At 50.2% G+C, this 23,605-nt stretch carries 25 protein-coding genes; 22 read left to right on the forward strand and 3 right to left on the reverse strand.

Annotated elements, in window-relative coordinates; translation table 11 throughout:
• Nucleotides 1-7: 7 nt before the first annotated feature.
• From VIS48_08730 to VIS48_08750, 5 genes are all read left to right on the forward strand, one after another.
• On the forward strand, nucleotides 8-1,126 hold the full coding sequence (locus VIS48_08730) for a hypothetical protein (GenBank protein ID HEY9166230.1): 1,119 nt from the start codon (nucleotides 8-10) through the stop codon (nucleotides 1,124-1,126).
• Nucleotides 1,127-1,144: 18 nt separating this feature from the next.
• Complete coding sequence (locus tag VIS48_08735; protein HEY9166231.1) at nucleotides 1,145-2,068, forward strand: branched-chain amino acid transaminase; 924 nt, start codon at nucleotides 1,145-1,147, stop codon at nucleotides 2,066-2,068.
• An 11-nt stretch (nucleotides 2,069-2,079) separates the two neighbouring features.
• Entirely contained in the window at nucleotides 2,080-2,658 is a 579-nt protein-coding gene (locus VIS48_08740; GenBank protein HEY9166232.1) for a cyclic nucleotide-binding domain-containing protein, read from the forward strand.
• Nucleotides 2,639-3,109 (forward strand): universal stress protein, encoded by a 471-nt coding sequence (locus VIS48_08745; GenBank protein HEY9166233.1) that lies wholly within the window; start codon nucleotides 2,639-2,641, stop codon nucleotides 3,107-3,109. Before VIS48_08740 ends, VIS48_08745 begins: the two co-directional genes overlap by 20 nt.
• A gap of 220 nt (nucleotides 3,110-3,329) precedes the next feature.
• Nucleotides 3,330-4,505, forward strand: a complete 1,176-nt coding sequence (locus VIS48_08750) for a redoxin domain-containing protein (GenBank protein HEY9166234.1) — start codon at nucleotides 3,330-3,332, stop codon at nucleotides 4,503-4,505.
• Nucleotides 4,506-4,509: 4 nt separating this feature from the next.
• Here the strand turns inward: VIS48_08750 and VIS48_08755 are convergent, their stop codons facing one another.
• Complete coding sequence (locus VIS48_08755; GenBank protein ID HEY9166235.1) at nucleotides 4,510-5,823, reverse strand: sigma-54 dependent transcriptional regulator; 1,314 nt, start codon at nucleotides 5,821-5,823, stop codon at nucleotides 4,510-4,512.
• Nucleotides 5,820-7,691: an ATP-binding protein gene (locus VIS48_08760; protein ID HEY9166236.1), complete on the reverse strand. Its 1,872-nt coding sequence runs from the start codon at nucleotides 7,689-7,691 to the stop codon at nucleotides 5,820-5,822. Before VIS48_08760 ends, VIS48_08755 begins: the two co-directional genes overlap by 4 nt.
• A gap of 265 nt (nucleotides 7,692-7,956) precedes the next feature.
• Between VIS48_08760 and VIS48_08765 the strand changes: the two genes are divergently transcribed.
• The 11 genes from VIS48_08765 to VIS48_08815 all read left to right on the forward strand — a co-directional run bounded on the left by VIS48_08765 (nucleotide 7,957) and on the right by VIS48_08815 (nucleotide 18,611).
• A complete protein-coding gene (locus VIS48_08765) occupies nucleotides 7,957-8,358 on the forward strand; it encodes a hypothetical protein (protein ID HEY9166237.1) in 402 nt (133 codons plus the stop codon).
• A gap of 387 nt (nucleotides 8,359-8,745) precedes the next feature.
• On the forward strand, nucleotides 8,746-9,054 hold the full coding sequence (locus tag VIS48_08770; GenBank protein ID HEY9166238.1) for a hypothetical protein: 309 nt from the start codon (nucleotides 8,746-8,748) through the stop codon (nucleotides 9,052-9,054).
• Nucleotides 9,051-11,732, forward strand: coding sequence for a cytochrome c3 family protein (locus tag VIS48_08775; protein ID HEY9166239.1), 2,682 nt, complete (start codon nucleotides 9,051-9,053; stop codon nucleotides 11,730-11,732). The genes VIS48_08770 and VIS48_08775 overlap by 4 nt, the downstream gene beginning before the upstream one ends.
• The gene (locus tag VIS48_08780; GenBank protein ID HEY9166240.1) at nucleotides 11,710-12,075 is read left to right on the forward strand and encodes a hypothetical protein; all 366 of its coding nucleotides are present in this window, start codon (nucleotides 11,710-11,712) and stop codon (nucleotides 12,073-12,075) included. The genes VIS48_08775 and VIS48_08780 overlap by 23 nt, the downstream gene beginning before the upstream one ends.
• Before the next feature lie 101 nt (nucleotides 12,076-12,176).
• Entirely contained in the window at nucleotides 12,177-12,728 is a 552-nt protein-coding gene (locus VIS48_08785; GenBank protein HEY9166241.1) for a cytochrome c family protein, read from the forward strand.
• A 75-nt stretch (nucleotides 12,729-12,803) separates the two neighbouring features.
• A complete protein-coding gene (locus tag VIS48_08790) occupies nucleotides 12,804-14,219 on the forward strand; it encodes a hypothetical protein (GenBank protein HEY9166242.1) in 1,416 nt (471 codons plus the stop codon).
• A gap of 11 nt (nucleotides 14,220-14,230) precedes the next feature.
• Nucleotides 14,231-15,490 carry a cytochrome c3 family protein gene (locus tag VIS48_08795; GenBank protein ID HEY9166243.1) on the forward strand — a complete coding sequence of 420 codons (1,260 nt, stop codon included), beginning with the start codon at nucleotides 14,231-14,233 and terminating at the stop codon, nucleotides 15,488-15,490.
• 2 nt (nucleotides 15,491-15,492) lie between these two features.
• On the forward strand, nucleotides 15,493-16,380 hold the full coding sequence (locus VIS48_08800) for a CxxxxCH/CxxCH domain-containing protein (protein ID HEY9166244.1): 888 nt from the start codon (nucleotides 15,493-15,495) through the stop codon (nucleotides 16,378-16,380).
• 201 nt (nucleotides 16,381-16,581) lie between these two features.
• Nucleotides 16,582-17,394 carry a TIGR01458 family HAD-type hydrolase gene (locus tag VIS48_08805; protein HEY9166245.1) on the forward strand — a complete coding sequence of 271 codons (813 nt, stop codon included), beginning with the start codon at nucleotides 16,582-16,584 and terminating at the stop codon, nucleotides 17,392-17,394.
• A 76-nt stretch (nucleotides 17,395-17,470) separates the two neighbouring features.
• Nucleotides 17,471-18,094, forward strand: a complete 624-nt coding sequence (gene upp, locus VIS48_08810) for a uracil phosphoribosyltransferase (protein HEY9166246.1) — start codon at nucleotides 17,471-17,473, stop codon at nucleotides 18,092-18,094.
• Between the two features lie 28 nt (nucleotides 18,095-18,122).
• A complete protein-coding gene (locus VIS48_08815; GenBank protein ID HEY9166247.1) occupies nucleotides 18,123-18,611 on the forward strand; it encodes a class I SAM-dependent methyltransferase in 489 nt (162 codons plus the stop codon).
• Between the two features lie 248 nt (nucleotides 18,612-18,859).
• On the opposite strand, the gene VIS48_08820 is transcribed toward VIS48_08815, so the two are convergent.
• A complete protein-coding gene (locus tag VIS48_08820; GenBank protein HEY9166248.1) occupies nucleotides 18,860-19,591 on the reverse strand; it encodes a VIT1/CCC1 transporter family protein in 732 nt (243 codons plus the stop codon).
• A gap of 229 nt (nucleotides 19,592-19,820) precedes the next feature.
• Here VIS48_08820 and rplM point away from each other — a divergent pair, with 229 nt between their 5' ends.
• The 6 genes from rplM (at nucleotide 19,821) to frr (ending at nucleotide 23,586) form a co-directional block, all read left to right on the forward strand.
• Nucleotides 19,821-20,261: a 50S ribosomal protein L13 gene (gene rplM, locus VIS48_08825; GenBank protein ID HEY9166249.1), complete on the forward strand. Its 441-nt coding sequence runs from the start codon at nucleotides 19,821-19,823 to the stop codon at nucleotides 20,259-20,261.
• A gap of 12 nt (nucleotides 20,262-20,273) precedes the next feature.
• Nucleotides 20,274-20,672, forward strand: coding sequence for a 30S ribosomal protein S9 (gene rpsI / locus VIS48_08830; GenBank protein HEY9166250.1), 399 nt, complete (start codon nucleotides 20,274-20,276; stop codon nucleotides 20,670-20,672).
• Between the two features lie 110 nt (nucleotides 20,673-20,782).
• Nucleotides 20,783-21,547, forward strand: coding sequence for a 30S ribosomal protein S2 (gene rpsB, locus VIS48_08835; protein HEY9166251.1), 765 nt, complete (start codon nucleotides 20,783-20,785; stop codon nucleotides 21,545-21,547).
• Between the two features lie 2 nt (nucleotides 21,548-21,549).
• Entirely contained in the window at nucleotides 21,550-22,155 is a 606-nt protein-coding gene (tsf, locus tag VIS48_08840) for a translation elongation factor Ts (protein ID HEY9166252.1), read from the forward strand.
• Nucleotides 22,156-22,289: 134 nt separating this feature from the next.
• Nucleotides 22,290-23,000 (forward strand): UMP kinase, encoded by a 711-nt coding sequence (gene pyrH, locus VIS48_08845; GenBank protein ID HEY9166253.1) that lies wholly within the window; start codon nucleotides 22,290-22,292, stop codon nucleotides 22,998-23,000.
• A gap of 28 nt (nucleotides 23,001-23,028) precedes the next feature.
• Complete coding sequence (frr, locus tag VIS48_08850; GenBank protein HEY9166254.1) at nucleotides 23,029-23,586, forward strand: ribosome recycling factor; 558 nt, start codon at nucleotides 23,029-23,031, stop codon at nucleotides 23,584-23,586.
• Nucleotides 23,587-23,605 lie beyond the last annotated feature (19 nt).

Consider the following 23,605-nt stretch of genomic DNA (forward strand, 5'->3'; position numbering starts at 1 on the left):
AGGAAGAATGAGCGATATCCGAATTGAACCGGTCCACACCAAAAAAGACTTGATGTCTTTCATCAAGCTGCCCTGGAAGATCTACAGAAACGATCCGAACTGGGTCCCGCCTCTCATCATGGACAGGTTGAAGCTGGTCGATACCAAAAAGAATCCGTTCTACAAACATTCCGAGATCGAGCTCTTCCTCGCAAAGAGAGATGGCGAAGTGGTCGGCCGGAATGCGGCGATCATCAATGAGAATCATAACAGCTTCCAGAATGAAAAGATCGGCTTCTTCGGTTTCTTCGAGTCAATAAAAGATCAGGGTGTTGCCAACGCACTTTTTGACGCAGCGAAGGACTGGATTGCGAAAAAAGGGTTCCGATCGATGCGCGGACCGATGAATCCTTCAACGAATGACGAGATCGGTCTTCTTGTCGAAGGGTTCGACAGCAGCCCGCTTATCCTGATGACATATAACCCGAAGTATTATCTCGACCTCTATGACGGTTACGGATTGAAAAAGGAGAAGGATCTCTTCGCGTATCACGTGAATGCGGATTACGTGTTCTCTGAGAAGCTTGAACGGGTCACGAGGATGGTGACCCACAAGGAAGGTCTTACATTCCGCAGCATCAACATGAAGGACCTCGACAACGAAATTAAAAGAGTCAAGGACGTTTACAACGAGGCGTGGAGCAAAAACTGGGGATTCGTGCCGATGACGGACGAGGAATTCGATTTTCTTGCCGCAGATCTCAAACAAATCGTGGTGCCGGATCTGGCCATCTTTGCTGAAGTAAAAGGAAAACCGATCGGGTTCGCCCTTTCATTGCCCGACATAAACTACGCTCTGAAGTTTAATAAAAAGGGAAGACTCCTTCCGGGGGTGTACCATCTTCTCACAAAGAAGAAGAATATAAAGTGGATCAGAATAATAATCCTCGGGGTGATCCACAGCTATCAGCAGACGGGAGTCGCGGCAGTCCTCTTCTACGAGACGGCCAAGCGGGCAATCAAACTCGGCTACAGAGACGGTGAAGCATCATGGGTTCTTGAGGATAACTTGATGATGAACCGAAGCGCGGAACTGCTTAACGCGAGAAAATACAAGACTTATAGGATATATAAAAAAGACTTCTAAATCGGAGGATAGGAATCGATGCCTGTGAAGAAAGTCGAGAAGATATGGATGAACGGGAAACTGGTCAACTGGGACGATGCGAAGATTCATGTGCTTGCACACGTCGTCCATTACGGATCAAGCTGGTTCGAAGGTATTCGTTGTTACAAGACTGAAAAAGGAACGGCAGTATTCAGGTTGAACGATCACCTGAAGCGATTCGAGAATTCGCTGAAGATCTACCGCACTGAGACTCCTTATACACGCGAGCAAGTCGTCCAGGGTGTAATGGACACAATCCGCGCGAACAAGATGGAGGCGTGTTACATCCGCCCCGTTGCATTCCGCGGCTACGGTGAGGTCGGCGTCAATCCCCTTAATTCCCCCATCGATCTGGTGATAGCAGTATGGGATTGGGGCCAATATCTCGGGAGCGGTGCGTTGGAGCAGGGAATCGACGTTTGCGTTTCAAGCTGGCGGCGACCTATGGCTGATAGTTTCCCGACTATGGCAAAGACCGGCGGCAACTACATGAACTCGCAGTTGATCAAACTCGAGGCGATCGCGAATGGGTACACCGAGGGCATTGCTCTCGATGCGAATGGTTATATCAGCGAAGGAAGCGGTGAGAATATTTTCGTAATCAGCGACGGGGTTATGTATACGACTCCGATCTATTCCGCAATTCTTCCCGGCGTTACAAGAAACACGATTATCCAGCTTGCGAGAGAATCGGGGATCGAAGTCAAAGAGGAAGTCATGCTGCGGGAGATCCTTTACACTGCGGACGAAGTCTTCTTCACCGGAACTGCAGCCGAATTGACTCCCATCCGTTCCGTCGACAAGATTAAAGTTGGAAGTGGTAATCCAGGACCTATTACTCGCGAGATGCAAAGTCAATTCTTCGACATCGTAAAGAGAGGAAATGACAAACACGATTGGCTGACATTTGTCTATGACTAACATCGCGGGAAATGACAGAACAATTATCGGAAAAGAATAGCCTCTGGTTTAATTTCTTCCGTCAACACGCAGAAGAGGACAAGACGGTAGAGACACTTTTATCGAAAGTCCCTATCTTTTCACAGCTTGACAGGCGCGAACTGACCAAGCTCGCGGCCATCGTTCACAAGCGAGAGTACACTGCCGGTGAACTCGTATTCAGCAAGGGAGATCCGGGCCTCGGGATGTATGTGATCGAGGAAGGAGAGGTCGAAATCGTTATTGCGGGGCCAAACGGCAGCCCGAAAGTGCTCGCGTTGCTCGAAACGGGAGATTTCTTCGGAGAGTTGTCCCTCCTTGACGAATCTCCTCGAAGCGCGACTGCTTCGGTGAAGCACGACTCAAAGATTATCGGCTTCTTCAGGCCCGACCTGATCGATTTACTCGATCGTTCGCCCAAGGCCGGCACGAAGATCCTGTTTAAACTGGGAGAAGTTATTGGAACTCGTCTCCGAATTACCAACGAGCAGCTCGCCATCATTAGCGACGAGCTGGAAAAGCGGAGCAACACAAGAGGGGGTGGAAGAAACTATGGCAACCGTCAATCTTAAGAAGATTCTCGTGCCGCAGGATTTTTCCGACTATTCTCTTCACGCACTGCGGTATGCAATTACACTGGCTGACCTGTTTAAATCTGAACTTCTCGTGCTGCACATCGTTGAGCCGATCGTGTATCCGGCGGATTTCAGCTTCGGTCAGGTGAGCATTCCTGCCATGGAGGAGGAAATAAGGAAGCACAGCGAGGAACAACTCGCTGAACTGGTAGAACGTGAAATACCGGCCGGAGTGAAATCCTCGTCGATGATAAGAATCGGAAAACCATTTATTGAAATCGTGGAGGTCGCGCGATCGGAAAACATCGACCTCATTGTGATTTCGTCTCACGGAAGAACGGGAATGGACCATGTTCTCTTCGGAAGTACCGCCGACAAGGTCGTCCGCAAGGCCCCATGCCCGGTGCTCACCATCCGACCGCATGAACACGAGTTCGTAATCCCGTAGGGATCGTGGGTTGAACGAGGGACGGTTTGTCGCCCCGAAGAAAACGATTGTGACGCTTAGTTCCTCTAGTGTTCCACGGCTTCCTGGCCGCGGCTCTGACGTGAAGTGAGTCCCGTTCCCAACTGATCTTCTCTTTCATTGCAAAATTACAATTACCTACCTGGCGCGGAATCTTTGGTCCTTAATGACTTGTTGATTAGGATGTCATGATATTATCAACATGCAGAAACAGCTCATGAGAAATACCAGAAATGTGCTTCCTCAGGAAATTCCCTGGATGTTTCTCTTTTTGATTGTGGTCGGGAATCTCCTCTCCGGCTGCGGACTCGGGATGTCAGATATGTACCGCAACCCTGTGGAACAGGATGAAGACGTGAGGAGCTTGCATGTCTTGATGCCCACTTTCCCTGGGGTGAGCGACAAATATTGGTTCAACACATACGGCGACACTCTAAACCTCAAGGAAAAAATCGTCCTGATCGATTTCTGGGATTACACATGCGTCAATTGTATTCAAACGCTTCCTTACCTGAAGGAATGGTACGCACGATACGAAAAACTTGGCCTTGTAATCATCGGAGTCCATTCACCGGAATTTGAATTTGCGAAACAAAAGGAGAACATATTGAACGCGATTTGTCAATTTGGAATCCGGTATCCCGTAGTAATGGATAATGATTTTCAAATATGGAATGAATTCGGCAACAGGTATTGGCCCGCGGAGTACATATTCGACTCGGAAGGCGTACTTCGCTCTGTCCACTTCGGCGAAGGAAACTATGGCGCGACGGAGGAAACGATACAGAGACTCCTGCGCGATATTAATCCCAAAGTCGTTCTCCCACCTGTCATGGGACCGGTTCGCCCAACCGACACGCCAGGGGCCTGCTGTTACAGGACAACTGCGGAGACTTATCTCGGTTACGAACGAGGCACAATTGCGAACACATCGAGTTCAGAGCGCGAACATGATTACGAATATTCTGCACCCGCCTCGATTGCCGAAGACAAATGTTACTTGACGGGGAAGTGGGATGTTGAGAACCAATACGTACGATATGCCGGGAAGCCTGGCGAAGGCTCTCTCACAATAAACTACATTGCGAAAGGAGCGGAACTTGTGATCAGGACTGATGCCTCGTTTCTAAAATCCGCTGATCCACTTACCGTTTACATTTTGCAGGACGGGAAACCTTTACTGCCCGACGCCCGGGGAGACGATGTGCAAGTCGATAGTTCCGGGCGAACGTTTATCGTAGTCGAAAGCGCGAGGATGTATTCTCTCACTATGAACGCCGCTTACGGAAGACATGTCCTGACACTTCTGCCAACATCTGATGCTTTTTCCGCCTACGCGTTCACTTTCATAACGGCGTGTCAGGCGGACTCGGACTGACTGCTCAGAGCCCGTACTTTTTCCGCTTTCGCCAGAGAGTGGCAGGATCTATTCCCAGAACTCTCGAGGCTTCCTCAACAGTCGCGGTCTCGTGGATAACGCGCGCGATGTAGTCCTTCTCCATTTCCTCAAGTGAGATGAGCCGTTTGGATTCCTCCCTGCTGAGCTCGTCTGGGAGATGGAACATCTCAATTTTCTTCCCGTGAGCCAGGAGAACCGCCCTCTCGATGACATTTTCGAGCTGACGGATGTTTCCGGGCCACTGGTAATCTGTGAGGAGTCTGAACGCTTCCGGACCTATCTCGGGAATAGAATCGCCGCCAAATTTCTTGATGAAGTGTTTGATGAGGACGGGAATATCATCGGGCCGTTCCCGCAACGGCGGGAGCCTCATTGTCACGCCGTTTACCCGGTAGTACAGGTCGTCTCTGAACCTTCCGCCTGCCAGTGCTTCCTTGAGGTCTCGGTTTGTCGCAGCGATGAATCGAACGTCTACTTTCATCGTCTGTGAATCACCGACGCGCTCGAACTCGCGGCTCTGCAGGAAGCGAAGGAGCTTCGCCTGTGTCGTCGTCGGGATTTCCGTTATCTCGTCGAGAAACACAGTCCCGCCGTCTGCCATTTCAAACCGACCCTGCCGGTCTTTCACGGCACCTGTAAACGAACCTTTGACATGGCCGAACAATTCGCTCTCGAGAAGGCTTTCTGAGAGCGCTGCGCAATTTACCGTCATGAAAGGCGCAGAACATCTTGAACTTGATTTGTGTATGAATTTCGCGAAGAGCTCCTTGCCCGTCCCGCTCTCACCTTCGATCAAAACGCTGATGTTCGTGTTTGCGATTTCGCGAGCCAGGTTAAGGACGGAAAGCATTTGCGGATTGATCGTCACGATGTCTTCAGCGGCTTCGTATTCCATCAGTTTCTGCTGAAGGTCCTTCAGTTCCTTCTGGAGCTTGAAATGTTCGAAGACTTTTTGAGCGAAATGCTGCAGCTCCTGAAAGTCGAAAGGTTTCTGAAGGTAGTCGTACGCTCCCTGCTTTATTGCCTGCACGGCAGTGTCGACTGAGCCGTGTGCCGTCACGATCACTGCGATTATGTCCGGACAGAATTTTTTGACCTCGTTGAGGAGATGCAGTCCGTCCATCGGATACATTTTCAAATCGAAGAACCCGATATCGAATTGTTTCTGCGCCGCGACTCGAAGTGCTTCGTCCGGCTTCGACAACGCCGTGACTTCAAGCCCTATAGACTCGAGACAAATCTTCATAGTACGAAGAATATTGTGTTCGTCGTCGACTAGAAGTACTCTAGCGCTCATGCGGGTATCTCTTTCTCGCTGGAAACCCTGTTCTTGATGGGAATAGAAAAAGTGAACACACTGCCGATACCAACTTTGCTCTCAACTCCTATCCGCCCGCCATAAAGTTCGACAATCTCCTTGGCAATTGATAGTCCGAGTCCGACCGAGCCGGGCGACGGATTTGCGGAGTCCCTGAGCTGTACGAATTTATCGAAGACTTTCTGCAATTCATCCTCCTCTATTCCGCACCCTGTGTCTCGAACCGCAACAAGTAGATCGTCTCCGTTCGTTGTGGCGTCAATGGTAACGCTGCCGCCCGAGTCTGTGAATCGCAGGGCATTAGTTACCAGATTCGATATCACCCATGATAACTGCTGAAAGTCTGCAACGAATTCCGGGATGGCCTCATCAATGTTCAACGTGAGTCTCACATTCTTGTCCTTGAATTGCAGCAGCACCGGCTGGACTGAAAAATCTACAAGGGACTTCACGTCGATACGATCCTGCTTGATTTGAGTCCTGCCCGATTCCAGGCGGGAAAGCTGGAGAAGCTCTCTCACCAGCTTTGTGAGCCTTTCAGCGTCTTCCTTTGCTGCAGCAAGAAGTTCTCTTTGACCCTTGTTCACCCGGCCGACGTGTTCTTCTTTTAATATATCGAGCGTCATATTGATTGAAGTCAGGGGGGTCCTGAACTCGTGCGACACGCGGGCGAGAAACTCAGACTTCATCTTGTCGAGTTCTTTGAATTGGGTCACGTCCTGCAAAATGAGAATAACGCCGGTTACACTTCCGGTCTTGTCCTTGGAGGAGTTCAGCTTGATCCGGAAATATCTTTCTTCTCCGCCGAACGACATTTCAAAATACGGAGGGATATTCTTAAGTGACTCGCCTCCGATGCACCGGCTGACATAGTTCTGCAGGTCTTTGTTGCGCACGACATTTTGAAAAGCTTTTCCTGCTGACGCTTCCTCGGATACGTCAAAAAGCTCTTCAGCTAGCTGGTTCATCAGGACCACGTTCCGCTCGCTGTCCACTACAATGATCGGATCGGAGATTGTCCCTACTATCGCCTCGGATTTTTTCTTTTCGGAGATCAGTTTTTCGATATTGATCTCTTCATATTTCGACAGGCGCTCTGCCATCCTGTTGAATTCGCGGCTCAACTCGCCGATTTCATCGTTGGAGCTGATATTTGCCCTGACGTCCAGCAGCCCCCTACCGAGTTTCCTTACAGTGTCGGTCAGCTTCTCCGCCGGCTCGAGTATGTACTGAGAAAATTGCCAGCTTGCCACTATGCTAAGTACGATTGCCAAAAGGGCCGCGCCCACTACTGCGACCGTTGCCTGAGTAGAGATGTCTCCCGCCTTTGTGTCAGTCTGTACCATGGCGTTATTGTTCATGTCGAGAAGCTGAGAGCAGTCTCCCTTGATCCTGTCGAAGATGGGTAGAATAGTTCTGCTGTGGTATTGTTGCGCGTATAAGTGACTGCGTGTAATGACGAGCCCGTACAGAATGTCCGTGGCATCCGAATACTTCTTGTAGTTCGCCTCTATATCTTTAAGTATGTCTATCGCGCGATCCGAAGCATTCGACCTCTCCTGAGCCTGCCTGAACCACACGAAAAAATCCGTGTGGTTGTTCGTGAAATCATCGTATCCTACATCGAGACTGCCATTCAACATTACCAGTTGTGAGCTGTTGTCCCGCTCGAGAGCGACCACCATGTTCTGGACCGCAATGACATTCTGGTAATTCTGTTTCACCAGAGTCGTGATCGCTTGTGTCAGCTGATTGAAATTATAAATCGACCACACGCTGACAACGACGTTGATAACGACAAGGACCGTGAATCCTGCTGCAACTTTGGCTCGAAGCGTGCTAAACATTTTGAAGATGTCCGGTTGTCATGAATAAGTTTACAAACCCAGCTCTAATTTGCAATCTACCTGCCGGTCTGACTCCCCATTTCGGGCCCATTTCTCAAGCCATTCTACATCTTCTGCGGTATATTTCCACCGAGGTTCATGGTAAAATGTCGCAGCGCAGACTTTTTGAGCATCGACCCGCATGATTTTGTTTGTATCACACTCGGTTTTTCAACCTTTTGCTCAATCATTAGAACCGGCACGGCTATTGACTAAGAGAGAAAAGATGAAGACCAGGAAATCTGACCCCATTGTCGGAATTATGACGGACGAATCGGCCCTGGCCGAACTTCTTGAGAAGTTCCTTTCAAAGGAAGGCTTCAGCGTCAGCTTGGTGCCGAATGGGAAACCGGAGACAGAAGAAATATCTGTAATGGTATTCGCGCCTACGCGTGAGTTCAGCAAGACAGTAAATCTATTCGAAGATTTGAAAAAGAGAGTGCCGACTCTGCTCGTACTTCAGTATGATGAAGCCGGAGTGGAAGCCGATGAGAATTCCATCGTCCTCGAGGAGCATCCCATTAATCTTAAGAAGCTCGGTCGGGCGGTCTCGTCACTCCTGAAGCGCGCGACCGCAGATCTCAAAGCAGATAAGAGAAAGTCGAAGGGCGAAGTTGTCGAAGAGTAATCTTGCGGTCACTCCGATCAAAGTCTTCAACAGGCTGGTTATTGTGGAAGTTTATTTTGCGGGATTGAGTTTTGGGCTGCCGATTTCTAAAAATGCCACTCGCTCGGGGAAGGCACTGCCAACGATTCGGCGGCCCAAAAGTTTTAGGTAGAAGCTCAGCTTTTCCTCTTTCCTCCTCCTCCTGCTGCCGGAGAACTTAACGGGACTCTGGCAGCAGATCTTTTTTCATCCGTGTGGAAAGTTATCGCATAATGTGCCATAAGACCACACCAACATGTCGTGCAATCGCGATCTACTCGCGTAATCTTTGAATATCTATGGTTTTTCACTCTTTTTCGAGTGTAGAAATTTTCAATGCGGCACACTCCTTGATCGTATACAAGCCAGATGAAACCGGAAGAGCTTGTCACGCTCAATGAACTCGTGCTCAATAAGGTGAGAGAATCACTGTTGAGGAATCAGAAATCCATTGCTGGTAAGTCCAATCAACAAATTGTCCAGGACGCAGCTTCACTCGACAGCGCTGACGTCAACGAACTACTGTTTGCGTTGAAGCGGATCGACAAAGGTACCTACGGGCAATGCGTAATTTGCAGACATGACATACCGCTGCGTGTTCTCGAATCAAACCTGACTGCAAGACTGTGCATTTCGTGCGAAACTGCGATCAAGGAAAGAAGCGAGCCGGCCAGGTGAAGAACTCGGTTGTTCTCCTGGCGGGTGCCATCTTCAGCATTCTTGGAGCCTTCTCTTCGAACGCAGACGCTCAATCCATCGATGACTGTCTTGCATGTCATTCAGACAGCACTCTTACTATGGTCAAAGCCGGCAGGACAATCAGTCTTTACGTCGATAGTTCGGCTTTCAAATCATCCACTCACGGAGATCAAACGTGCGTCGACTGTCACGCAGGATTCGACCCGACAAACGTTCCTCATAAGAAAGACATCACACCTGTTGACTGCAACACTTGTCATGGGATTTCGTTCGGTGCGGGCACACCCACGAAATCGGCTCACGGTGCAGTCGAGTGCTACAGTTGTCATGGCAAACATGATATTCAACCCGCAAAGAATCTCTCTTCCAGCTCGACTTGCTTGTCATGTCATCCCGCTGAAAGAAAGTTCTTAAGTTCGCCGCATGCGATTGTTACTTCGGGAAAACCAGTTCCGGGCTGCGAGACCTGTCACCAGAAGGCGCACGATGTCAGAATCTCAGTCGCGTTAAAAGGATTAACGAGCGACACGCTCTGCTCCCGATGTCATAAAGAAGAGAGAGAAGAATTAAAGGGAGGAATTCATGAAGGAGTTTTTGAGAAGGGAACTCTTTCTTGCACAACATGCCATTCACCTCACGATGCCACCGTATCAAGACTCTCTATTTCGCGAAATGCGTGTTTCAGATGTCATACTGATAAGGAACTTTTCCGTGGCGTAAACTCGCACAATGGTCAGGACCTTACCAGCCTGGTCCAGTCTTACCAGCACAGTATACACGTTGAGTCGCTTGGCAAGATTGGCAAGGGAGCCACATGCGTCGACTGTCATGGATCGCACCTAATCAGGCCGGCAAATGATCCTCAATCTCCTGTATCCAGATCTAATATTGTCTCGACTTGCGGGAGATGCCATGCAGATGTGAAGACGCACTATCTCAACTCCTCTCACGGAAAGGCTTTTGTTGCGGGTCTGGCACTAGCGCCTGTCTGCACGGACTGTCACAACGAGCACAGCATTAACTCGATTTCCGACGCGAATTCGCCGGTTAGTCGTGCAAATGAACCAAAAATCTGTCTCGACTGTCACCTGGGTAACAATGCTGTTCTTAAGTTGGTGGGAGTATCTCCGGCATTCCTTCAGAGTATCAAGTACAGCGTTCACCTTCAGGCACTGTCGAAAGGGAATTTGAAAGCCGCAACCTGCAGTGACTGTCACGGCGCACATGACATGCTCCCGGCGGGCGATCCTAATTCAAAAGTTTTCAGGAACAATATTCCGTCAACCTGCGGCCAGAAAGGATGTCATGAGAACGTAGGGTCTAAGTACTTTGCAGGTATCCACGGCAAAGCGATGGCGGAAGGAAATAGCGGAGCGCCCGTATGCACTGACTGCCATGGAGATCATCAGATACTTGCACAGAGCAATCCTCAGTCGAGTGTCTCGGGCGGTAACGTGGTACAGGTTTGTTCAAACTGTCACGGCTCGCTGGACCTGACGCAGCGTTACGGACTTCCCAGTCATGCAGTGGGGAGTTACATGGATAGTTACCATGGACTGGCGACGACCGGCGGACTTACGACTGTTGCCAACTGCGCCAGCTGTCATGGTGCACATGATATCAGGCCTTCATCTGATCCCGCGTCGCCGATAAACAAGGCTAACCTTGCAGCGACTTGCGGCAAGTGTCATCCCGGAGCTGATGCACAATTCGCGGCTGCGGCCGTGCATACTCTTCCCGAATCGAAGAAAGATCCGCTTCTTTACTGGATTTCTCAAGTTTACGCGGTTCTCATTTTCGGAATCATTGGTCTGATGGTGATCCACAATACATTCGATTTCTTCAAGAAATCAAAGAGGAAGCTCAAAGAGCGAAGGAATCCCGCAGATCATGAACGAATCGGTTCGAAACTCTACTTGAGGATGAACCGAAGCGAGCGCATGCAGCATTGGGCGCTACTCATAAGTTTCACTCTTCTCGTGTTCACAGGCTTTATGCTGAAATTCCCTGACTCATGGTGGGTGAGAATGATTCGCGATATTGGCGGCGGCGGTGAAAGAGTTATTGAACTTCGCAGTCTTCTGCACAGGATCAGTGCAATCGTGCTTATCGCCACTGCATTTTTTCATGTATTTTATATATCTTTTACGCAGGAAGGACGGTTGTTTATTCGCAATATGGTTCCGAAGCTGAAAGACGCGAGGGATGTCGCCCAGATCGTGAAATATTATCTGGGCGTCGGGAAGGAGAAGCCACGCTTCGATCGGTTCAGCTATATTGAGAAGGCTGAGTATTGGGCACTCGTTTGGGGAACGGTTGTGATGGTAGCTACCGGACTGATCCTCTGGTTCGATAATGTTTCTCTCGGTATCTTCACGAAACTCGGTCTGGACGCGGCGACACTCATTCATTACTACGAAGCCATCCTCGCTTCGCTCGCGATCGTCGCGTGGCATATGTATTTCGTTATTTTCAATCCTGATGTTTACCCCATGAACCTCTCGTGGTTATTCGGTACCATCACTGAAGAGGAAATGCTGGAAGAGCATCCCCTTGAGCTCGAGAGATTGAAGATTGAGAGCGAGGTTTCCGAAGACATAATTGTGGAAAATGGAACACTCCAAAGGAGAGATGATGAAGCAGACGTCAGCAATTAGCGACAAGCTAAGGCTCCATTTCGAGTCTGCCCTCAAAAAGAGAATCAGCCGTGTTCTGGAATTGATGTATGCGAACCCGTCTGAACTTGTAGATTTGGAGAGTGGAGAAAAGTATATTTGCAGCGTTTGCGACATGGAGAACAAGCGATGTGAAAGGGAACCCGATTATAGATGTGAGATTGCGAGGAAATGCGAGACCGAGTTCAAGGAACTTGAGCTCGCAGTGGACCGACTGCACAGCGGCTCTTTCGGATTCTGTATGCGGTGCTCCGCTTTCATCGGCATCGAGGAACTCGAGAAAGAGCCCACGAGAGTCTTCTGCGAATCCTGCGCGTCTGATTAACAGTTCATATTTAATTTCCACCGATTGCGTTATACGAAATTGTGTTGCAACTTTAGGAAAATCTATAGACATAAATACCTTAACAAAATGGAGTTAGCGCTATGCGAACCCTTAAACTCGTAATCATGTCGATGTTCCTGATGTCGGTCGTTTCTTATGCAGCTGATACCAAGCATCAATACGTCGGCGTGCAAGTTTGTAAGATGTGCCACCAGACCGAGAAGAACGGACAGCAGTTCCAGAAATGGCAAGCGAGCAAACACGCCGAAGCAATGAAAGTGCTTTCAACTCCTGAGGCGCAGAAGATCGCGGATGCGAAGGGAATAAAAGGTAAAGCGTCCGATGCGAAAGAATGTGTCGAATGTCATGAAACCGGATATGACGCCGAAGCATCTATGCTTGGACCGAAGTTCAGCAAAGACGACGGTGTGCAATGCGAATCCTGCCACGGACCCGGAAAAGACTATATGTCAATGGCTGTGATGAAGGATCGACAGAAAGCTGTCGCAGCCGGTCTTAACCTGGTTTCAGCTTCCGATGGCAGCGCGGAAAAACTTTGTGATACCTGCCACAACAAAAAGAGCCCGACCTTCAAGGCTTTTGATTTCAAGAAGATGTGGGCGCAGATAGCTCATCCGGCGCCGAAGCAGTAGGCGTAACTCTTTTCATTCCATAAAGGAAGGTGGGTTGTGAAGGAATCATCACTGACGATCCCGAGGAGGCGTGGTATGCCCGGTCCTGTATGCAACGGATCGGGTTGCGGCGGGCCCGAACAGCTGGACTGCACTGACGCAAGGAGTGGATCATACCGCCCAGGAATAAATCGGGGAATCCGCCGGATCTCCCGACTGCTTCTCTTATCTCTCGCCGCACTTGGTGGCATTTATTCTGTTGATGCTGCCCGCGCGCAGACGTTGAGCGGCAGGTTCGTCACGACTTTCTACTCATACCAGCAATACGACACGACCGGCGCATCCAAGCTTAGCCTGCGCGGATTTGAAGCACTGCAGCTTAATTTTGGGCAAGGGAATTATCAGTTGCATACATACCTCCTCGGTACAACCGATTTCATCACGAGTCAACCTGGCGATCCTCGGCTCCGTGCGGGCAATCTCTATATCGAGGGACGAAACATCGGCGACTTCCTCACTTTGAAACTTGGAAGGCAGCCGACATTCCAGAGAGTGGGCGTGTCATCATTCGACGGGCTGAGCGCGGATGCGAAGTTCCTTGACAATAAGATTACTGTCTCCGCGTTCGGTGGAGCGCTGCCTCCCACTGATGAGAACTTTAATTTGAACTCCTCACCGAAGGACAACTTGCTTTACGGCGCCCAAGCCTACTACTCGCCGTTCGACAATTTTCGTGTAGGAGGCGCATATGTTGACAGGAACTTCAAACCAGACAGCTACTGGGCTGTCAGACGCGATACTCTGAACGCTCCTGACGACAGCAGACTTGTTTATATTGATCCGACATCTGTAGCAAGTGAGTTCGTGTCTGGCGATATGTTCTACTACAACCAGCAGGTGTCAGGTTACCTGAGGCTCGATTACGATTTGAACTTTGACGAATTCAACAGGACGGAAGCATCGTTCAGATATTCACCCACAATAAGCGTCTCCGCAAATGTCGAATATTTCCATCGTGATTCGAGGCTGCCTTTCAACTCAATCTTTTCAGTTTTCGACCATAGTGGTACAGACGAGTATGATGCGGGACTTACGTACATGTTTACGAGAGATATGAGTGCGTTCGGCTCGATAAGCAAGATTTTTTACGCGGGCGACAATTCAACCCAATTCACGATCGGGACGAACATCTATCTTTTTTCTCTTAACTTCTCGCATAACGACGGCTTCGCGGGACAGCTGAACGGACTCAGCGCTCAGCTGATTTATCCGCTCCTCGATCGCAAGGTGATGCTCATCGGTTCAGCGTCTGCAACTGACTACAAGATTCTGCAATCCCTCTCCTCGACGAACCGACTCTATACCGGCGAGCTCGGGATTTCCTATCGTCCGTTTAACCTTCTATCGCTCGATGTTCAAGGACAATATCTGCAGGATCCGGTTTACAAAAACGATTTCAGGGGATACCTGCGGGCGAACTACTACTTCTTCGACAATCTCGGTGCTCGTTGATGGAGGTGCACATGAAAAGTTTCAGATCGTTCGGAATCGTCGGGCTGGTCGCGCTTCTGTCAATTTCCAATCTAATTGCTTCGAAGGACGCGCCGGCGGTCGATAATTCCAAACTCATAAAGTTCTCACACAGTAAACATGTGAATGATGTCGGCGTCGCATGCGCAGATTGCCATACCGCAGTGACGTCCAGCTCGAAAGAGACCGATTTCCTTCTGCCCACGATGGAAACGTGCTACACTTGCCACGATCAATCGTCGACAAGCTGCACATTCTGTCACACTTCGTCGGATTCAACAACCTATCAGGATTTTGTTCAGACGAAAAGTGAAGTCTACTTCTCCCACAAACAGCATGCAGGCGACCTAAAGTTGAAGTGCGAGACTTGTCACCAGGGATTGGATAAAGTCGCCTACTCGTCTGAAGATCCCGATGCGCTCCCGAAAATGGAGCTCTGCACGGTATGCCACGGTCAGGGAGAGACCAATGTTGATGTAAAAAAAGTGGAGCATGCGGTCGTAGCTGCGCCCGGTGCCTGCGAGAACTGCCACAAGGATCTTACGAAACTTGTGCCGGCGAGTCACCGCCAACCGGATTTCCGCACGCAGCATAAGGACTTTGTGAATGCGAGCGGACCACAGAACGATTGCAAATCTTGCCACTCGTCGACGTCTTGTCAGGAATGCCATGACGCCTCCAACATGGCGAAGGATCTGACTCCCGGCCAGCTTTACGTACCGTCTACACCCTCGCTTTCGCCTCTCACGACTCATAAGAATACCACCGAGGAACGCGTCCATCCGATGGACTATAGATTCACGCATTCCATCGACGCTAAGGGGCGCGAGAGCAACTGCTACACATGCCATGACGAGAGGACCTTCTGCGTGCAGTGCCACTCGTCCGAGGCAAACGGCGAGCGCATCAAACCGGTGTGGCATGATGGAGGAGATTTTATCACTTTCGGGGTCGGAAGCGGAGGCGGGAGACATGCTCAGTACGCACGAAAAGATATCGAGAGTTGCGCGAGCTGTCACGACTCGCAGGGTGCCGATCCCACGTGCATAACCTGCCACAACGATCCTGACGGCATTCGAGGAAACGATCCGAAAACCCATCCAGCTTTCTTCATGCACGATGTTGAAGGGAACTGGCACACAGATGCTGGATCCGTTTGTTACACATGCCACACCGATGCCAACGCCCATCCGGGTGGAAGACCCGGTATAGGCTTCTGTGGCTACTGCCACGGCAGCAAACCGGGAGACTGACAATGAAAAACCGTTTGAGATTCTTCCTAGCTATCCTGATCGCTGCGGCATTCGGAGCTTGTAGCAAACTGCAGAATAACGCACTCGCGCCTGTCCAATCGACCGGCGACATTCATCCGGCTGGCTGGACTCTGATTACCTCTCCGAATTTTCATGGGAAGTACATCAAGACAAACAAATACGACTTGAGCACATGTGAATCCTGCCACGGAACTGATCTTAAAGGGGGGATGACGCAGAAGTCGTGCTACAAATGCCATGACGGCGCGTCCGGACCTCTCTCCTGCAACACGTGTCACGGAAGCAACCTTAATCCGGCGCCGCCTTCGGATCTGGCAGGCGACACGCTGACCTCGGCCGCTGGAGTTGGAGCGCACCAATCGCACCTTGCCGGTAGCGACTTTCTTTCTTCTGTCCAGTGCTCTTCATGTCATATCGTGCCACAAAGCGCGGCTCCGGGCGTTCATCCTGCCGGTACCGGAAAGGCTTTGATCGTTTTTTCAAATGTGGCAGTCACACAAACAAACACACCAGGGTCACGTTATTACGACAGCACAATGGCGACGATTCGCCCGGTTCCTTCTTTCAATCCGCAGACTCTGCAATGTTCGAACACTTATTGCCACGGCAATTTCAAGGGCGGCAATAATTTCACACCTACCTGGACAAGTGTGGGCATGAATCAAGATGCTTGCGGGACATGTCATGGTACAGCGTCGAATCCGGCTCCATCGACATCAATTCATGAAGGCGCTGTATATCAGGGACCATCGTCTCAGAATTGTTACTTCTGTCACGAGCCGATGATGGGTCCCAACGGTATCCAGGACAGCTCCATGCATGTTACCGGCCAGCTCACGCTCTATGGGAGACAGGTAAGCGAGTGGTGAATTGAAGTAAGTGAGAATGTAGTTCAGCATTCCTGAGAGCTCAAGATTTGCCAGCCGGGAGAAGGTGGATAGCTCCCGGCTTCTTCTTTTTCCCCTTTAAATCTCAAGAAAGACATCAGCAGTCCCAATTTTTCGTGAATTTTCATTTCCTCAATGCTACATTGAACGTAAGAAGTCACTAAAACAATTTGAAAGGTACAGTTGAAGAATCTTGATGAAGTGAAAGGCTGGCTCGTCGATCTTGATGGGACACTCTACGTGGGCGACGCGGCTTTGCCGGGAGCGGTCGAGTTTGTACATGGTCTTCACTCGGGCGGCAAACACTTCCGATTTGTGTCGAATACTACGATCCAATCGAGGAATCAAATCGCCAGGAAAATGAGTGAGATGGGAATTGAGGCAAGGCCGGGGGAAATCTTCACTGCGTCTTCCGCCGCTGCCGAACTTCTGCGAAGCTTCGATGGTGTGAAATGTTATTTCGCGGTCGCCGACGAGCTTATGGAGGAGTTCGAAGGAATCAGCGAGTCAGAAACTCATCCCGATTACGTTGTGGTCGGCGACATCAGCGGGGCAATGACATTCGAGGAGTTGAACAAGATTTTCGGACTTTTGATGGGCGGAGCAGAGCTGATCGCGCTTCAGAAGAACCGCTTTTTCAGGGGGACACAGGGATTACAAATAGACGCCGGTGCATTCGTCGCGGCACTCGAATACGCCACGGGCAAGCAGGCGAGAATCATCGGCAAACCGTCCAGGCAATTCTTCAATCTCGCAGTCCACGATATTAGGGTCGAAGCCGGCGAGCGATGGCTGTCCGCAGATTTCGCGATGATTGGAGATGACATCGAGTCCGACATAAAAGGCGCCTCAGAGGCTGGACTTGTCAGCGTACTGGTGAAAACAGGGAAGTTCAACGACTCCTACAGCGAGCACTTCGGCATTGTTCCGGACTTTTCATTCAATTCGATCAAAGAGCTGTCCGATTCGCTTCGAAGTGGTTTCAACAATTTGTAGCGTTACATCTTGACTCTCGATGTGATTAATAAGAACTGGTTTCCCACCGAATGAACGACTAATTTTGAAAGACCCCATGAGCAATCTAACTGTAATCGATCATCCGTTGATAAAACGGGACATTACCATTCTAAGGGACAAGTCGACCTCAAGCGAAGATTTCAGAATAGTCTTGAGAAGACTTGCATCGCTGATGGTGTATGAGGTGACGAAAGACCTTAAACTGGTCAATCACTCAATCGACACTCCGTTGGAAAGGACGACCGGGCATTTGATATCAGATCAGGTGATACTGGTGCCGGTTCTTCGGGCCGGTCTCGGTATGCTTGAAGCCTATCTCAGTTTCATTCCTAACGCGAAGGTCGGCCACATCGGACTTTATCGCGACGAGACGACGCTGAAACCGGTGGACTACTATGCCAAGTTCCCCCCGAATCTTTCGGGCAGCAAAGTGATCCTGATCGATCCGATGTTGGCGACAGGAGGAAGCGCCTCGGAGGCGGTCAAATATCTAAAAGAGCGTGAAGCCAACGACATCAGGCTGAATTGTGTTGTCGCGGCACCGGAGGGAGTGAGATTGCTCGAGAAGAATCATCCGGAAGTACGAATTTATGCGGCCGTGCTCGACCGTGAGTTAAACAAAAACGGATACATCCTTCCCGGACTAGGAGACGCCGGGGACCGGATATTCGGCACTTGACGGTGGCTGTTTGCATTGGGGGATTGGAATGAGCCAGGAAAGGGACGACAAGGTTTACAGATTCGGAGACGACAACCTCCTCTCGAATGTCATCACTAAGAACGAGCTGCGTGATTGTTATGACAGGTTCCATGAGAAATCGGAATTTGTCTACTACCATAATAAGACAACCCGTAAGTTCCTGACTGTACTTCTCAGGAAAGCGCGAGTGAGGGCTGGCTCGTCGGTTCTTGATGTCGGTTGCGCAGTGGGATTTTATACGGAACAGATGCGTCGACTCGGATTTCAATCTGTCGGTCTGGACATCAGTCGGGTCGGCATTCTGCGGGGGCGTGAGAAATACCCTGCGTCTCTCTTCTTTGTCGGTGATGCGGCTGACATGCCGATCAACGATCGGTCATTCGACGCGATATTCATGCTCGGTTGCAGTCTGACCAATACGCGCGATATTCAAGCGATCCAAATTTATTTGAACAGACTTATGAAGTTTGTTCGCGACGATACGATGGAGTTCTGATACTGATCGGAGGGACGGATTTTTCCGGAAGGGTTGCGCCGACTTCTGAATGGATCTACCACCGGTACGCCGAGATATTGAAGATCATCGACCCGGACTCAGTGGACGCGGAAGGCCCGTTCATCATGAACTTGAAACTTCTCTCACGTCTTGGTTTCCTGGCGCTTAATGCAGGTTTCGGTTTCGCGGCAAGGATATTTGGCAGACGAAGAACTTGGAGTGTCGTTTACTTCATCAGAAAAAGAAAATCACCCGGCAAATAATCTTCCGCCCAGGTAGGTGGCTGCCGCGGCAAGTCCGCCGATTGCCATGCTTTCGAGCCCGCTGCGAAGAAAGTTCTTTCCGGTTACGACAGTCTTTGCCGCACCAACACCAAAAAGGACACTCAGAGTTATCGCGATGCTCAGGGTGAGACCCGGCACTGGCTGCATGAACATGTAAGGGATTATCGGCATCAACGCGCCGAATGCGTACGCGCCCCCGGTTGCAATCCCGGACTTCGTCGGTGAAATGGTATTATCCATAGAGAGGCCCAACTCTTCCCGCATCATAATATCTACCCATCTTTTCTTGTCGGATGTGATATGCGAAACAATCTTCTCCAGCATTTCGTCTTTGAATCCTTTTGCACTGTATATTTCCCTTATCTCTTCGCGTTCAATATCGGGAAATTTATCGACCTCATATCCTTCGCGGCTCATTTCACCTTTATAATATTCTATTTGTGATTTGGTCGAGAGGTATGCTCCGAGCGCCATCGATATTGTACCTCCGATAAGCTCGGCTAGTCCTGCCACAAGAATCACACTGCTCTTCACGCCGGCGCCGTTCACTCCTGAAGCTACCGCGAACGCCGCCACGAGGCCGTCGTTCGCACCGAACACTAACTCTCTGATTATGTTTCCGCCGGGGATATGTAACGCCTCGGTATGCGACGGCGTGTTGCTCAGAACCCTTCCTCTCCAAGACCATTTCGCCATAACCGTCCTTTTTCATCAATTTATGTTTAAAAGTGCGTCGGAAAAAACAAAACCTGAAATTTCCGTTGCTCTTGATCTACGTGGACCGGCGAGATTGCCGGGCTACCTGACGGGGCACTCATACGGGGTGACTGAAGCCTATGAAAGTGAGTCGCTACCTGCTTTGGGGTTACCTTGACTGAATTGCGCCACTTTGTTATATTAAAAGTCAAAAGTTGGAGAAAGAAAATTGTCCGCTGAGTACAAAACGAAGAGCTTCAAGAGAGAAGATGTCGAGCAGAAGTGGTACGTTGTCGACGCGAACGGAAAGACTCTGGGGCGCCTGGCCACAAAAATAGCGTCGCTCCTGAGAGGTAAAACGAAATCCAGGTTCACTCCTCACAACGACACCGGGGATTTTGTTGTTGTAGTGAACGCGGGAAAAGTTAGAGTGAGCGGGAAGAAATCCGAGACAAAGGTTTATTTCCATTATACCGGATACCCCGGTGGCGCGACTTATGTCAGTTATAAAGAACTAATCCAGAGAAAACCCGAGACGGTAATCGAGCACGCGGTGAAAGGGATGCTTCCAAAGAACCGGTTGGGAGCCCAATTGTTTACGAAACTTAAAGTCTACTCCGGTCCGGAACACCCGCACTCGGCGCAGAAGCCTACCACGCTAGAGATATAATCAGGAGATTTAATGGCATCAGTTCAAATCAAGCTGGCTGCAGTTGGAAGAAGGAAGACCTCGACCGCCAGAGTTCGTCTGGTTCCCGGGTCGGGAAAGATATTTGTGAACAACCAACCTCACTTCGAGTATTTCCCGGTCGTGTCTGTTCAGAACGAGCTCTTCAAGGCCTTCGAGGCGACAGAGTCACAAGGAAAGTATGATGTGTTCGCCATAGTAGCAGGCGGAGGACTTTCAGGTCAGGCAGGTGCAATGAAGCTTGCAATTGCGAGGGCACTCCTGAAGGAAGGCGAAGAGTTGCGTCCGAGACTGCGTGCGGCAGGAGTGTTGACGCGCGATCCCCGGATGGTCGAGCGAAAGAAGTACGGTCGCAAGAAAGCGCGCAAACGCTTCCAGTGGACCAAGCGTTAATCAAGTAAAACAAAAGAGCATACCTCCCGATTCGCGCGGTGGTGTGGCGCCGTCGGCGCCATTCCGCGGGGAAAAGACGGAGGTAGAAGAATTAAACCAAAGGAGCTACAATGTCTAGAGTGTCGATCGAAGCACTTCTCTCATCGGGCGCCCATTTCGGACACCTGACCCGCCGCTGGGATCCCAAAATGAAGCCATACATTTTCATGGAGCGTAACGGCATCCACATCATCGATCTCCGCCAGACGCAGCGATTGATCGACGATGCATGCGAAGCGGTTGCGAACCTTGCCGCAGAAGGAAAGAAAGTCCTGCTGGTGGGGACAAAGAAACAGGCGCGCGACATAATCAAGCAGCAGGCAGAACGAGCCGGCGTCCATTACGTCACGGAGCGATGGCTCGGAGGTATGCTGACGAATTTCAGCACGATCCGCAAAAGCGTGCGGCGATTGCAGCATATTGAAAAGATGGAGACGGACAATACGATCGATAGCCTGACTAAGAAAGAAGGCCTTCATCTCAAAAGAGAAAAAGAAAAACTCGAAAGGACGTTATCGGGTGTCAGGGATATGAACAAACTCCCTGGCGCGATCTTTGTCGTCGACATAAAGAAAGAACATATTGCAGTCAAAGAAGCAGAACGACTGGGTATTCCCATCTTCGCGATGGTTGATACCAACTGCGATCCGGATCCCATCGACTACGTCATCCCATCTAACGATGACGCGGTAAAGGCAATCGAGGTCGTGTTGAAAGCGCTGACTGAGGCGTATATAGAGGGAACTCAGCGCACGAAAGATGGAAAAGTTGAAGAGATGATGGAGCGGTCGGCTGACGCGGCCGGAAGCTCTGCCAAAGCAGAAAGCGGAAATTGAAAATGCAGATTACGACTGAAATGGTAAAATCGCTCCGCGAAGTCACCGGTGCGGGGATGATGGATTGTAAGAAAGCTCTTCAGGAAGCGGATGGCGACGTAGAGCAGGCGAAAAAAATTCTCAGGGCCCACGGCGCGCAGGTGGCGGAAAAGCGTGCCGGCCGCGAGGCAAAGCAGGGAGTCATCGAATCGTATATCCATGCCGGCGGCCGTATCGGCGCAATGGTTGAAATCAATTCCGAAACCGATTTCGTCGCGAGGACAGAAGAGTTCAGGCAGCTTGCCCGCGATCTCGCTATGCAAATTGCTGCAATGAACCCTATGGTGGTCAGCAGAGAAGAAGTCCCGGAGCAACTCGTGAAAAAGGAGCTCGGTGATTACCGGGATCAGGCAACGAGCGAGGGAAAGACCCCGGAAGTCGCTGACAAGATTGCCGAAGGAAGACTTGAGAAGTATTATCAGGAAGTCGTACTCCTCGAACAGGCGTTTATCAAAGAACCGCAGAAAATGGTCAAGGACCTGATCACGGACATGGCCGCGAAAACAGGTGAGAATATTTCGGTAAGAAGATTTCAGAGATTTGAACTCGGTGTTGATGGCAACAAGTGAGGTTTTAAATTTGAAGCCGTCGTCCGAAAAGGATTGACAGCAACAGCTATGAAAGCTGCACTTATCCTCCTTTAAAGTGCAGCTTTTTTTGTAATTATTATTTCATTAGAATTGAAAAAGGAGCGAGCGTGGACCTGAAATATCGGCGAATACTGCTTAAGCTGAGCGGTGAATCCCTAATGGGCGAGAAGGGATACGGCATCGACCCGGAGGTACTGGGTCGCTTTGCGGATGAAGTTTCCGGCGTGCACGCTCTCGGTGTGGAAGTAGGAATTGTGATTGGCGGCGGCAACATCTATCGAGGAATCGCCGCGGCAGCCGACGGTGTCGATAAAGTTGTGGGCGACCAGATGGGAATGCTCGCAACCGTTGTAAATTCTCTCGCGCTTCAGAATGCCCTTGAGAAAAAGGGAATCTACACACGCTTGATGAGCGCGATCGTAATGGAACAAATCGCTGAGCCATTCATTCGCAGGCGCGCCATTCGGCATCTTGAGAAGGGAAGAGTGGTGATATTCGGCGCCGGTACTGGAAATCCGTACTTCACGACGGATACAGCCGCAGCTCTTCGTGCTGTCGAGATCGGAGCAGACGTGATAATCAAAGGGACGAGAGTCGACGGAGTTTTCGACTCCGATCCCGAGAAGAATCCGAAGGCGATAAGGTTTTCTGAAATCTCCTATATGGACGTGCTTCAGAAGGATCTGAAGGTAATGGATCTCACGGCAATCACACTATGCAGAGAGAACAAACTTCCGATCGTGGTGTTCAACATGACCATACCCGGGAATTTGAAGAAGCTTGTCACAGGCGGAAGCATAGGCTCAATCGTCCGCGAGGTCTGAATCATTATTCATCATTTCGGAGGATTTTATGTTAGATAAGATCATTCACGAGTCTGAAGACAAAATGAAAAAAGCTGTAGAATTCACCCGGCAAGAGCTCGCGAAGTTAAGATCGGGCAAAGCTACCGTGGCGCTTCTGGACGACATCCGGATAGACTACTACGGTCAGAAGCTGCCGATAGCGCAGACCGCTACAGTAAGCACTCCTGACGTCCACCTGATAACAGTCCAGCCCTGGGACAAATCCATGACACACGAAATCGAGAAGGCGATCCTTGCCGCGAATATCGGACTCACTCCCCAGAACGACGGGACAGTAGTGCGTCTTCCGGTGCCGCCGTTGACCGAAGAGAGACGCAAGGAGCTTGTGAAGGTGGCAAAAAAGTTTTCGGAGGACGGGCGTATAACGATCAGGAACATTCGACGCGATTCGAACGAACATTTGAAGAAGGCAGAAAAGGATGAACACGTCTCCGAAGATGAGAGGAAGCGGGGCGAGACCGAGGTTCAAAAACTGACCGACAAGTACATCAAGCAGGTGGACGACATCCTCGCGATGAAAGAAAAAGAAATCATGGAAGTGTAACGGCGGATCATTTTCAGCG

Source organism: Candidatus Kryptoniota bacterium (genome assembly GCA_036567965.1).
Taxonomy (GTDB): domain Bacteria; phylum Bacteroidota; class Ignavibacteria; order Kryptoniales; family JAKASW01; genus JAKASW01.